The organism is Bifidobacterium sp. N5G01, assembly GCF_002742425.1.
In the GTDB taxonomy this organism is placed as follows: Bacteria; Actinomycetota; Actinomycetes; order Actinomycetales; family Bifidobacteriaceae; genus Bifidobacterium; species Bifidobacterium hominis.
Genome location: NZ_NJNP01000002.1, coordinates 130,019 through 143,348, shown reverse-complemented (window position 1 = coordinate 143,348; position 13,330 = coordinate 130,019). Strand labels below are relative to the sequence as shown.

Genomic DNA, 13,330 nt, shown 5'->3' with positions numbered 1-13,330 from the left:
TATCCACAGGCATTCGACAAGACCAAATCTCAATGATTGCAATAGTTGTGGCAGCGAAACCATTTTGCGAAACGCCGAAAGACCCATCCTCCGACCACAGGCCTCGAAAAACAGCGCATCGCCTCGACGCATCAGGCATAGTGCCATACAAGCGGCGCGCAGAGAAGCCGATCAATCATGCCAAGGAGGACAGAACAATGACAGCCAACAGGACCGTACACATCACCGGAATGGAAATGAAAGAAACCATCAACCAATTCGAACAAGATTGCCGATCGAATGGCACGCGCAAAGCGGTACACTCCCTCATATCGGAGGCGTTCCTCATATGGATGGACGCACTCGAACAGGCGTCGGTGGAGAACGACGAGCCATGGCGAGTAGGCGTGACACGTACCGAATGCAGCCTCGATAGGGACACGGTCATACGAATTACAGTGGGCATGGGCGAAATGCTGTCCATACGCGATGCGTTCCTCATCTCCGCCATAGTCGACGAGCAACGCGCCAGTCGGGAGTTCCTTATGGATTTCGCCGAACGACCCAAGCAGTCCATCAACGCGCAACGTTTGGAACAGCTGCTCAGCGATTCATTCCGCGACCCATCAGCCAGACCCGATATGAAACGTTGCGACCAAGCGATCAACATGCTGTTCGACATCATCGACATGATTCCCAAACCATATCGGGCGCAGCCGTTCGCCGTAATCAGCTACATCATGTGGTGGATGGGGCAGGAAGGCGCCATGGCAGCCGCCATCAGCGCGCTCGCGATAGATGATCAATGTTCGCTGGCGGCGATCGTATGTTCGGCGGTCGAACGGCATATCGGGCCTGCCTGGACATCGGAAACCTAAGGCAACACGCCGTAAAGTGGCGTGACTTGCGCGTGAAGGCCTCATTATGCGGGAATAATCGTCCTTGCAAGATGGTTTACTCACATAGTTGACGATTTGCCCTTGCCAGAAGTGGGTCCTTGTGGTATACGCTTCTGGCAGGATCAATAGGAGGATAAGTTTGGCCACCAAGGAAACGACGGCAAGCATGGAACAGGCTGATCTGACCGAAAAGACCACCTCCACGAAGAAAGCCGCTACGCGTAAGGCCTCCACCAAGAAAAGCGCAGCGAAGAAAACCACCGCAACGAAGACCCCTCGCAAGACTACCGCGAAGAAGAGCGCCCCTGCCAAGAAGGAGGAGCCGCTCGAGGATGATGCACTTGACGATGAGGACGCTCAGGTAGACGACGCCGATCTTGACGATTTCGACGCCGATCTCGAGGACGTCGATTCGGATGGTGACGACGATCTCGATGATGACGAGGAATCCGAGCCGGAGGATGACGACGAGGATGAGGAAGAACGCAAGAAGCCGGAAGAGCCCAAGGAAAAGGGCGCTTTCGTGGTGCGAGACGATGACGATGATGAGAATCTGACTCCGTCCGGCAATCCGAAGCGTCGTGTGATCGCAGCAGGAGCGACCGCCGATCCGGTCAAGGATTACCTGAAGCAGATCGGTCGAGTGAGCCTGCTGAACGCGGAGCAGGAAGTCGACCTGTCCGAGCGTATTGAGGCTGGTCTGTATGCCCAGCACCTGCTGGACACCGAATCCGACCAGATGGATTTCAAGCGCAAGCGCGAGCTTAAGTGGGCCGCAAACGATGGCAGGCGCGCCAAGGACCACCTGTTGGAGGCTAACCTGCGACTCGTGGTGTCGCTGGCCAAGCGCTACACCGGACGTGGCATGCTGTTCTTGGATTTGATTCAGGAAGGCAACCTTGGTTTGATTCGAGCTGTCGAAAAGTTCGATTGGAAGAAGGGCTTCAAGTTCTCCACCTACGCCACGTGGTGGATTCGTCAGGCCATTACCCGAGCCATGGCCGATCAGGCGCGTACCATTCGCGTGCCTGTGCACATGGTCGAAGTGATCAACAAGCTATCCCGTGTGCAGCGCCAGATGCTTCAGGACCTTGGTCGTGAACCTACGCCGGATGAGCTTGCGCGCGAGCTTGACATGCCGGTCGAGAAGGTGCAGGAAGTGCAGAAGTACGGTCGTGAACCTATCTCCCTGCATACTCCACTGGGCGAGGACGGCGATTCCGAGTTCGGCGATCTGATCGAAGATACCGACGCCATCGCACCATCCGATGCGGTTGCTTTCTCGCTGTTGCAGGAGCAGTTCAGGCAGGTGCTTGAGACGCTGTCGCCGCGTGAAGCCGGTGTGATCAAGATGCGTTACGGCTTGGAAGACGGACAGCCGAAGACACTCGACGACATCGGCCGTGTGTATGGTGTTACCCGTGAGCGTATTCGCCAGATCGAGTCGAAGACCATGTCGAAGCTGCGCCACCCGTCTCGTTCGCAGACGTTGCGTGACTTCCTTGATCAGTGATCAGACGATACATATGTGAATGAAGTCGAGAAATCCGGCGGGAATGTCGAATTTCTCGGCTTCTTACGTCTACAAGACGTTTTTATGTTTTTGAAAGACCGAAGCGAATAAGTAAGTCGGAATGAGGGAAATGGCGAAGGACAAGGACAATTACGGCGCAGGCAGTCTTACTGTGCTTGAAGGTCTTGACGCGGTGCGCAAGCGCCCAGGCATGTATATCGGCACCACCGATAGCCAAGGTTTGATGCACTGTTTATGGGAGATCATCGATAATTCCGTCGATGAGGCCCTTGCTGGTGTCTGTAACCATATTGTTGTGACGCTGCATTCCGACGGTTCCGTGGAAGTTGCCGACAACGGACGAGGTATCCCTGTCGACATTGAGCCGAAGACTAAGCTTACCGGCGTGGAAGTGGTGCTGACCAAGCTGCATGCCGGCGCGAAGTTCGGCAACTCTTCGTACGGCGCCTCTGGCGGCCTGCATGGTGTGGGCTCGTCCGTGGTGAACGCGTTGAGCTCCAGGCTTGATGTGGAAGTGGATCGTGATGGCAAAACCCATCACATGTCGTTCCATCAGGGTCACCCGGGTGTGTATACCGACGTCGATCCGGAGCATCCGTCGCCGGATGCGCCGTTCAGGCGCACGCGCAAGAACCGCCCGACCGAACTTGAGATCATTGGCAAGGTCAGTCCGAAGACCACCGGTACCCGCATCCGTTACTGGGCTGATCCGGAGATTTTCAACGATACCGCAGAATTCAGCTACGAGCAGCTGATCGACCGTGTCAGGCAAACTAGCTTCCTGGTGCCGGGATTGAAAATCACCGTCATCGACGAGAATATTCCGGAAACCGGCGATGAATCAGTCGACGAAATGCTGGAAGTCGACGATATTGCAAATGCTGCAGGTGATGAACCGCAGGAAATTGCCGAAAGCGATGAATCTGAACATGACGCTGCCGAGCACGAGGAAGCTGCGGAGCAGATCGAGGAAACCGATGTTGCGGCACAACCTCAGGGATCGAAGTATACTCACGCCCGTATCGAGGAATTCTGCCATACCGGTGGCGTGAGGGATTTCGTGGACTACCTGTCCAAGGGTGAAGCCGTTTCTGACATTTGGCGCGTTACTGGCGAAGACACGTACGTTGAAGAAACCCAGGCCGTTGGCGACGGCGGCGAGTTGCATGCGCAGAAGGTCACAAGAAAGTGCGCCGTTGACATCGCCATGCGGTGGACCAACGGTTACGACACCACCATGCGCAGTTTCGTCAATGTGGTGGAGACCCCCGGCGGCGGCACGCATGTGGACGGCTTCTTGTTAGGAATGACCAAGCAGATTCGTAAGGCCATTGAAGACAATGCGCGCAAGCTCAAGGTGAATCTCAAAGATTCCAACATGAAGGTCGAACGTGATGATATCCTGGCCGGTCTTGTGGCCGTCATCACCGTGCGTATCGCCGAACCGCAGTTCCAAGGCCAGACCAAGGATGTGCTTGGCACCGCGCAGGTCAAGCCGATCGTCAGCAAAATGACCGACAAGCAGTTCGGTGAGATGATCACCGGATCCAAGCGCGGCTACAAGGAACAGTCCGGTCGCGTACTTGAGAAGATCGTCGGCGAAATGCATGCCCGCATTCAGGCGCGTAAGACCAAAGAGGTGACCCGTCGCAAGAACGCGCTCGAATCGGCGTCCATGCCTCCGAAGCTGTCTGACTGCCAGCCGGGTAATGACGATGTAGCCGAACTGTTCATCGTGGAGGGTGATTCCGCGCTTGGTACCGCCAAGGCCGCACGTAACTCCGGCTTCCAGGCGTTGTTGCCGATTCGCGGCAAAATCCTTAACGTGCAGAAGGCGTCGCTGTCACAGATGTTGTCGAACAAGGAATGCGCGGCGATTATTCAGGTGGTCGGTGCTGGCTCCGGTGCAAGCTTCGACATTGAGCAGGCAAGATACAACAAGGTCATTATGATGACCGATGCAGATGTTGATGGTGCGCATATCCGCATTCTGCTGCTCACCTTGTTCTACCGTTACATGCGGCCGCTCATCGAGCATGGCCATGTGTATGCGGCTGTGCCTCCATTGCATCGCATCGCCTTGACCGGAGCTCGCAAGGGGGAGTACATCTACACGTATTCCGATGATGAGCTTGCCGGAAAATTGGCTGAGCTTGACAAGAAGCACATCAGCTACAACGAGGACATCCAGCGTTACAAGGGTCTTGGTGAGATGGACGCCGATCAGTTGGCTGACACCACCATGGATCCACGCACGCGCATGCTGCGCCGTATTCGTATGGAAGATGCCGAACAGGCCAGTCAGATCTTCAGTCTGCTGATGGGCGATGATGTGCCTCCTCGAAAGGCATTCATTGTTGAGAATGCCGATGACTTCGACCGTTCCAAGATCGATACCTGATTGGTGCTTTTCGATGGTTCGCCCTCCGCTGCGTCAAAGACGTTGCGGAGGGCGTTTTCTTAGCGAAGAGGTATGTGATTTCGCGCGGTAAAGATTTAAGATTCTGCGGTAAATAGTGCAATTGAGCAGTTACCGATCGGTAGATAGATATGTTTACAATAATGGCTGATATTGTCTTCGGCAGCTATCAGTTAAGAGGGAGTAGGACGTGGTCAATCTTTTGCTTGCCGTGATTTATGTGGCGTTCATCAGTCTTGGTTTGCCGGATGCGGTGTTGGGTGCCGCATGGCCGACGATGAGTGTCGATTTGGGTGCGCCCATCTCTTGGGCTGGCGGCATTTCCATGACGATTTCCGCTGGAACCATCGTCTCCGCGCTGCTTTCCGACCGTATGACCTTGCGTTTTGGGGCGGGCAAAGTCACCGCGGTTTCCGTGGCTTTGACGGCGTTGGCGTTGTTTGGCTTTTCGGTGGCTCCGAACTATTGGGTGCTGATTCTGCTTGCCATCCCGTACGGCTTGGGCGCTGGCGGAGTTGATGCGGCCCTCAACAACTATGTGGCCATTCACTACGAGAGCCGTCATATGAGCTGGCTGCACGCCATGTGGGGCATCGGCGCATTGACCGGCCCATACATCATGGGATTCGCTTTGGGTGCGGGCCAAGGCTGGTCGTGGGGCTACCGTTACATCTCCATACTGCAGGTTGCGCTCACCGCCGTTCTTATTTTCAGCCTGCCACTGTGGAAGAAGCGTTCCGAGGTGAAGACGGGCGAAGTTTCCGGCGAATCCGACGGAACAGCCAATAATGAAACTCGCAAACCGCTTAGTGTGCGAGGCGTGCTTGCCATTCGCGGCGCCAAAGAAATCCTGGTGATGTTCTTCTGCTACTGTGCGCTGGAATCCACGGCCATGCTGTGGGGCAGTAGCTACATGGTGCTCGGCAAAGGCATTGATAAGACCACGGCCGCCACGTGGGCCAGCCTGTTCTGCATCGGCATCACCGTAGGCCGCTTGGCGAGTGGCTTTCTGACCATGAAGTTCGACGATCCGACCATGATTCGTCTGGGCCAGGCGCTCGTACTGACCGGTATCGTTAGCATGTTATTGCCGTTGCCGCACAATATCGGCACTATTATGGGGCTGATGGTCATCGGTCTCGGCTGCGCTCCGATTTACCCGTGCGTCATTCATTCCACGCCGGCATATTTTGGCGAAGACAAATCACAGGCAATCGTCGGCATGCAGATGGCATGCGCATACGTCGGCTCGATGTGCATGCCGCCGGTATTCGGCTTGATCGCACAGCATGTCAGCGTGCTGTGGTTCCCTCTGTACATGTTGGTTTTCCTGGTGCTGATGGTGATCATGCACGAGAGCCTGCGTAAAAAGTGCGCTGGTCAGACCATCGGCTGATAGGGCGTTGCCGCCACTGCGTCTGCGATGCCATGAGCAGCATTGTAGATTTCGCATATACGGTTAGGGCTACTGAAACCGAGCGCCACATACCATACGATAAACAGTACGGCCACGGTCGCGGTCAATGGCAGTCGTTGTGTTTTCAAACGAATAAGACACAACAGGATCACAGTGGCAAGCAAGGCGATGAATGATGCCGAAAGGTAGCGTAGCCAAGTCAAACCGTATGCGTTGATGTACAGCCCTAGTCGAAGTGCCGCTGAAGTCAGAATAATGGTTGTTAACGCCAGCAATGCGACCAATGTGATGTTGAGCGTGCGTGTGCGTGGTGCGAGAGTGATCGCCAAGCCGAACAAGGTCACATTAATGGCCGTGACTGCCAACAGTTGAAAGAATCCGCTGCGTGCGTATTCGCTATAGGTCAATCCATCTGGCAGTGCGATTGAACCGTCAGTGAGCAATCCTGCGAACAGGAACCGGACTTGTACGGCACAAAACAGCGCGTACACCATCAGGGTCACGGCCAGTACCACGAACGCTGTTATTGAACTGAGGGAGAAACGTTGCTTCGGCGGTGTGGAAGTGGGTTCGGTGTCGATACTGATGAGCAGAGAGAACAGCAATGGCCACGGCAATACGATGAACATGATGTGAAGAATGAGCGCCATCGGATTGAAATCACGGAGAACGTTCAACACCTCATATTGCACTATTTGATCGGCGCCGACAAGCAACGGTATGATCGTCAAAAGCAATGGAATGGAAATCAGCAGCGCGATGCCGATTTCGCGCACTTTTGAACGTTGTCTCGACGCGACTGCGAATCTTGCGAATATGACGGAAAACGGTTCCGCAAAATCGCGAATGTGAATAAACGGCTGCTGCAACCAGCCGGTAAACCAATTCCAGACAACTTGAAGTGGACGACGAACATCGTAACGCCCGTTGACCAGCTGACAGTGCAGCATAAGCAACGCCGGTTGAACGAATTGCGTGGTGAGCGCGTATTCGTCGTTTCCCGAATAGTACCAGGTCGACTGAGCGAGTATATTCCACACGCCAATGGCGACGATGCTTCCTAAAGCAAGCCAAACAAGAACTTGTTTTCGTGCGGTTTTCCAGTGCAGCGCGGTTACGGTAAGCGCACAGATGATCCAGAAAACCGGCAGTTCATATCCGATAAGCCATGTCGGAGGTATGCTGCAGATCAGACGGTCGAATGCGAAAGTGATGAGAAATGCAGCGCCAATGGTGATGGCCGCGCGTTTGTCGAGGGGGCGTTGCGCTATTTCTTCCTGCGTGATTTTGGGTTTCGACAAAGGCTGTTCCTCCTGATGTGCGGATGATTCTTGTGTTGGTTGGTTTTCTTGTGCTCTTGGTGTTTCTTGAGTCTCTCGCATTTCTCGTAATGACGATGATTGTTGAGATTGTGATGGGGAAGTGCTGGCTGGTTCCGTCATAACAAATTCCTTCCTTGAGTGTGTTGGATGTCATCGTACATATCGAAAAACGATAGAAAAATATCGACTAACATACTTTCACAAGATTTGCATATCGAATATCGATAGATTATTATCGATATTCAGGTTTATTGGATTGAAGGAGACGGATATTATGTCGAATTCCGCGGCGAAACGTTCCATGGTGATTGGCGTATTGCGTGTGCTGATTGTGATAATTGCAATATGCTGCCTCGGACTGCAGGTCAGTGCGATTGCGGCATCCGCTGGCGTTGCTTCCAAGTATGCCGACGCTGACTCGATGCATTGGCTGTATGCGGTTGCCGCAGTGCTGATTGTCGCTTGCTTCGAGTCCGCGTTGGTACCGCTGTGGAGATTGCTGACCTTGGTTGAAAAACGCGATGTCTTTTCCGGTAAGGCCACGCGTTGGGTGAATCACATTCTCGTATATGCGGGGATTGAAGGCGTACTGGTGCTCGCTGTGATGGTTGGTCAAATCTGGTTGTCGCCTTCGCGCTTTCTGATGGCTGCGGTGGGGGTCGACTGGCAAATGTTTCCATACGTCGTGCTGGCGGTCGGTGCGGCAACGCTTCTGCTGATCGCAGCGTTCGAACTGTTGATGGTGGTGATGCGCTCGCTGCTGATGCAGGCCATCGAACAGCGTGACGAATTGGCGGCGGTGATTTGATATGGCCATTCGCGTGAATCTTGATGTGATGCTCGCCAAAAGAAAAATGAGTGTCAATGAACTGGCGGAGGCTATAGGCATAACGCCGGTCAATGTTTCGGTGTTGAAGAACGGACGTGCCAAGGCAATACGGTTTTCCACGCTTGATGCCATATGTGAGACATTGCATTGCCAACCGGGAGATGTGCTCGAATGGGTTGATGGCGAAGGTGAGTGACGTCTCACGGTGATGCAATAATCGAACGTATGTACGAATGTTTGAACTTGTTCTCAGAGCCGACCAAAGCATGGTTCAAACATGCGTTCAATCGGCCCACCGAAGCCCAGCGGCAGGCGTGGCCAGCCATCCATTCCGGCGGGAACGTGCTCGTTGTGGCGCCCACTGGGTCGGGTAAAACCCTCTGTGCGTTCCTTTCGGCTCTTGACCGGCTTATGGCGGGCGGAGCGCGTTCCGCAGGAGTGGACATTCATGGCGAAACCGCGGCAACCGAGAGCCATACGGAACGAAGAACTGTGAAGAAGGGTTCCCGCAAGAAAACGAAGCGTAACGTCAAAGTGCTGTATATTTCGCCGTTGAAGGCGCTTGGCGCCGATGTGACGAAGAATCTTGAACTGCCATTGCAGGGAATTTCTCAACAGTGCGAGGCGATGGGGCTGCCCGTTCCCGATGTTGAAGTGGCTATGCGCAGCGGTGATTCCACACCTGAACAACGTCGAAAAATCGTCAGCCATCCGCCGGATATTCTCGTCACCACGCCAGAATCATTATTCCTGCTGCTTACCTCTAAAGCGAACAGCATATTGGTGGGTGTGGAAACAGTGATCGTCGATGAGGTGCATGCGGTAGCAGGTACGAAGCGAGGCGCGCATCTCGCATTAAGTCTTGAACGCCTTGACGATATGATCGGACATCCAGTGCAGCGCATAGGGTTATCGGCAACCGTTAATCCCGTTGAGGAAGTAGCGCGGTTCCTTGGAGGTTCGCAACCGGTAACGGTGGTGAACCCCGGCGATGCTCCGGCTATGGATTTGAGGGCCGTGGTACCGTTGCGCAATATGCTTGACACCAGCGCTACAGGTGGTTCGGTATGGCCGGCTCTTGAACGGTCCATTCTCGATGAGGTGTTGCGGCACCGAACCACATTGGTGTTCGTCAACTCGCGTGGATTGGCAGAGAAGCTTACTGCACGGCTCAACGATATGTATGCGGAGTCGAAACAGGGCACGGAAGCAACCGATTTGAATGAGCACCGTGACTTGGGCTCACCGGAAGGCCGCGAGCAATTTGCCGGGCATTACGATTCGGTGGTGGGGTCCACCACCATGCTGGTTGAATCGCATGACGATGTTAATGTGATTGCCATGGCGCATCACGGGTCCGTGTCAAAAGATCGGCGCAAATGGATCGAAGAGCAGTTGAAATGCGGTCAGTTGCGTTGTGTGGTGGCCACTTCCAGCTTGGAACTCGGCATCGATATGGGCTCTGTGGATCTGGTGATTCAGGTGGCTGCCCCATTGTCGATCGCATCGGGATTGCAGCGAGTGGGCCGTGCCGACCACAATGTCGGGGGAGTCTCGCATGCGTTGTTCTTCCCCGTCACCCGACAGCAGATTATTGGCGTAACAGCCAGCATGGAATGTATGCGGGAAGGGGCTATAGAACCATTGCGCATGCCCCGCAATCCTCTGGATGTGCTCGCACAGCAGACCGTTGCGGCCGCGGCCATGGAAGATCTTCCCACGAATGATTGGTACGACCTCGTGCGTCGTTCCGCGCCTTTCCGAGATCTCGACCGGTCCATGTTCGATGCGGTTATCGGCATGATGACAGGCACGTACAACAGTGAGGACTTTTCCGCATTCCGACCGCCGCTGCAATATAACGAAGAAGCGGGACTGATTTCCGCACGTCCAGGAGCGCAACGTTTGGCAGTGACCAGCGGCGGCACCATACCTGACCGTGGCATGTACACGGTGGTGCTTCCAGAAGAAGGCTCCGGTCCGGGCCCTCGGCGGGTAGGTGAGCTGGACGAGGAAATGGTATACGAATCCCGTGTGGGAGACATCATCACCTTGGGGACTTCGACTTGGCAGATCCAAGAGATCACACGAGACAGGGTAGTGGTGGTCCCCGCACCGGGCCGTACCGCACGCCTGCCATTTTGGCATGGGGACCAGGACGGGCGCGATTATGGTTTCGGATTGGCACAAGGGCGTTTGACACGCGAACTCAGCCAAAGGTTGCACAGACATGAACCAGAAAAGAATGGTGATCAGAATACGGTCCAAACTGTATCGGAAGTGCGGTTTGACCGTGAGGCCACACAACGTTTGAAACGGGACGGTCTTGACCGCAATGCCATAAGCAATCTTGCCAAACTGCTTGACGAACAACGTGAGGCGACCGGTGTGATTCCTTCGGATCGTGATCTCGTGGTGGAACGTTGTCAGGATGAAGGTGGGGATTGGCGCATTATCATCCATTCGCCATACGGTAGGCGCGTGCATGAGCCTTGGGCGTTGGCTATTACCGCGCGAATCAAACAGCGGTTTGGTTTCGATGGTCAAGTGTATGCGGCCGACGATGGCATCGTTCTACGATTGCCGGACGGTTATGGCGATTTGCCGATGTGTGAGCTTCTGCTGTTCGACGTGGACGAATTGCAGCGCATCGTTGAGACACAGGTTGGCGAAAGCGTGCTCTATATGGCCCGATTCCGCGAATGCGCGGCCAGGTCACTTTTTCTGCCGCGCACTCGTCCAGGCAAGCGTGTGCCGCTATGGCAGCAGAGGTTGAAGGCCGCACAACTATTGAATGCGGCCCGTACCCGTAAGAATTTTCCCCTATTGCTGGAAACCGCGCGCGAATGCCTGCAGGATGTGTACGATCTTCCCGCATTGCACACGATTATGAACGGGTTGAATGCTGGAACGATACTGCTGTCGGAAGCGGTTACCGAAACGCCGTCTCCGTTCGCGGAGAACATGCTGTTTGGTTTCGTTGGATCGGTGATGTACCAGTATGACGTGCCGCAGGCCGAACGAAGCACGCAGTTGCTGTCCATGGATCTGGAAGTGCTCGAACGGCTTCTAGGAAGCACGGATATGGCATCGTTGTTGGACGCCGAAGCTATTACACAAGTGGAGGGCGAGCTTGCTGGGCGAACATTCTGGAATGATCTCGCCGAAGAAGATATCAGCGGGCGCGTAACAAGATACGCCAAAACGCATGGACCATTCACCGCTGACAAGATGATTGCCGAACTGGGCATTGACGCGGCTCAGGCGGTGCATGCGCTTGATGAACTGGATGCCCGAGGAGAACTCATCAAGGGAAGATTCACTGATTCAGGTGAGACTTCCGAAAAGAACGATATTCAGCAATGGCTCCACAAGGATGTTTTCCGGCGTATTCGAGCATTGTCTCTTGCCAAGGCCAGAAAGGCCGTCAAACCGGTCGATTCGAGCGTCTATCAGGCGTTTCTGCTTAATCGTCAGGGCGTTGGCCCTGTTGGAGGTGAACGCTACGAAGGCGTTGATGGTCTGATGCGTGTCATCGAGCAGTTGGAAGGCGTGTTCCTGAACGCTTCGGTATGGGAGTCCATGGTATTCCCGGCACGTGTGCGTGACTATCAGCCTAGTATGCTCGACGAACTCATCTCATCGTCGGATGTGGTGTGGGTCGGTTCGAAAGCAAGTGGATCCAACGCCAAAGAAGCTGGTGAGATCGCCTTCTATCCAGCAGGTTCCTTGCTGCTCAACCAGCCTGAATCGGCGGTGGATAAGCTGAACGATAATGAAACGTTGACCATGCCGGATGCCGTGTTAACGGCGTTAAGCGGTGGCGGAGCGTTTCCTATTCAACTGCTTTCAGCCGTGACAAAAACCATCTGGCTTGAGCATGCCGAAGCGCAGGTGAACCCCGAAACGGGCGAAATCATCTTTCCGGCATGGGGCGAGCGGCAGTTCGAAGAAGCCTTATGGTCACTGGTATGGCAGGGGAAAATGACGAACAGTTCGTTCGCACCAGTACGAGCGCTTCTGCACGGAGGCAAAACCGTTCACGCACCCCGTCGTGCCGCGCGTAGACGCGTCACCATGCGTCCTCCAACACCATTGGCGCTGAGTGGATTATGGTCCGCAGTATCTTGTGGCGACGGGCGAACCGTTATGCCAAACAAACCACTAGACGGTGTTATCGAGCCGGGCATGCTCGAAAACAGCGATACCGGCATTGACATGGCGCATACGGCAAGTGTAGAGGAGCGTGAGCTGGCGCTCATCGACTCATTACTGGACCGATACGGCGTGATTGCCGCTCCTTTGGTTGATAAGGAACGGATTGCCGGAGGATTTTCAGCGCTCTATCCGGTACTCAAACGAATGGAAGAACATGGCACACTGGTCCGAGGCATGTTCGTGAAAGGTTTTGGCGCGGCACAATTCGCGGAACGAGACACCGTCGACGCGCTGCGCAGCGACACGCAATGGCACAGTCAATCCTGCGTTGCGCTCGACGTGACCGATCCCGCCAATCTCACTGGTTCCGCAATCGCCTGGCCAGAACAGGATTACCTCAAACCAGCACGCAGATCCGGTTCCATCATTGTGCTCAAACAAGGCGAACCGGTACTGTTCTCCGTGCCAAAAAGCCATAAAATTGTCAGCTTCACCGCAGACGAAACAATATTAAGACCGTCATGCGCCGAACTTGTCTATGTATTGCAGCGCCAACCCAGCGGCAGCATCAGCTTCAGCGAAATGAACGGAACATCATTGAAAGCACGCAATGAATACCGGCAAATCCTTTACGCCGCAGGTTTCGTCGATAGTCCGCAAGGCATGAAACTTTACTGTTGAAAAAGATCATCATCGCTAATGCATAGTGACAGCGCGGACGAAAACGCAGGACAACAATGCCCGCGTCCCACGAACGGAATCCTAAACGATTC

The 13,330-nt window shown here is 54.6% G+C and carries 8 protein-coding genes; 7 read left to right on the top strand and 1 reads right to left on the bottom strand.

Annotated features, from left to right (window positions below):
- Positions 1 to 197: 197 nt before the first annotated feature.
- The 4 genes from CE168_RS04250 (at position 198) to CE168_RS04235 (ending at position 6,227) form a co-directional block, all read left to right on the top strand.
- Positions 198 to 857, top strand: a complete 660-nt coding sequence (locus CE168_RS04250) for a DUF4192 domain-containing protein (RefSeq protein WP_236824318.1) — start codon at positions 198 to 200, stop codon at positions 855 to 857.
- Between the two features lie 187 nt (positions 858 to 1,044).
- Positions 1,045 to 2,391, top strand: coding sequence for an RNA polymerase sigma factor (locus CE168_RS04245; RefSeq protein WP_236824317.1), 1,347 nt, complete (start codon positions 1,045 to 1,047; stop codon positions 2,389 to 2,391).
- A 121-nt stretch (positions 2,392 to 2,512) separates the two neighbouring features.
- A complete protein-coding gene (locus tag CE168_RS04240; RefSeq protein ID WP_099571261.1) occupies positions 2,513 to 4,813 on the top strand; it encodes a DNA gyrase/topoisomerase IV subunit B in 2,301 nt (766 codons plus the stop codon).
- 208 nt (positions 4,814 to 5,021) lie between these two features.
- Positions 5,022 to 6,227 (top strand): MFS transporter, encoded by a 1,206-nt coding sequence (locus CE168_RS04235; RefSeq protein ID WP_099571260.1) that lies wholly within the window; start codon positions 5,022 to 5,024, stop codon positions 6,225 to 6,227.
- Here the strand turns inward: CE168_RS04235 and CE168_RS04230 are convergent.
- Positions 6,212 to 7,690, bottom strand: a complete 1,479-nt coding sequence (locus CE168_RS04230; protein WP_236824316.1) for a DUF4153 domain-containing protein — start codon at positions 7,688 to 7,690, stop codon at positions 6,212 to 6,214. The two genes, CE168_RS04235 and CE168_RS04230, sit on opposite strands and share 16 nt — an antisense overlap.
- A gap of 154 nt (positions 7,691 to 7,844) precedes the next feature.
- Here CE168_RS04230 and CE168_RS04225 point away from each other — a divergent pair, with 154 nt between their 5' ends.
- From CE168_RS04225 to CE168_RS04215, 3 genes are read left to right on the top strand one after another with little or no spacing between them, the layout of a single operon-like run.
- Complete coding sequence (locus CE168_RS04225) at positions 7,845 to 8,378, top strand: DUF2975 domain-containing protein (RefSeq protein ID WP_099571258.1); 534 nt, start codon at positions 7,845 to 7,847, stop codon at positions 8,376 to 8,378.
- Between the two features lies 1 nt (position 8,379).
- Complete coding sequence (locus CE168_RS04220; protein ID WP_099571257.1) at positions 8,380 to 8,595, top strand: helix-turn-helix domain-containing protein; 216 nt, start codon at positions 8,380 to 8,382, stop codon at positions 8,593 to 8,595.
- Positions 8,596 to 8,624: 29 nt separating this feature from the next.
- On the top strand, positions 8,625 to 13,238 hold the full coding sequence (locus tag CE168_RS04215; protein ID WP_180753699.1) for a DEAD/DEAH box helicase: 4,614 nt from the start codon (positions 8,625 to 8,627) through the stop codon (positions 13,236 to 13,238).
- Positions 13,239 to 13,330 lie beyond the last annotated feature (92 nt).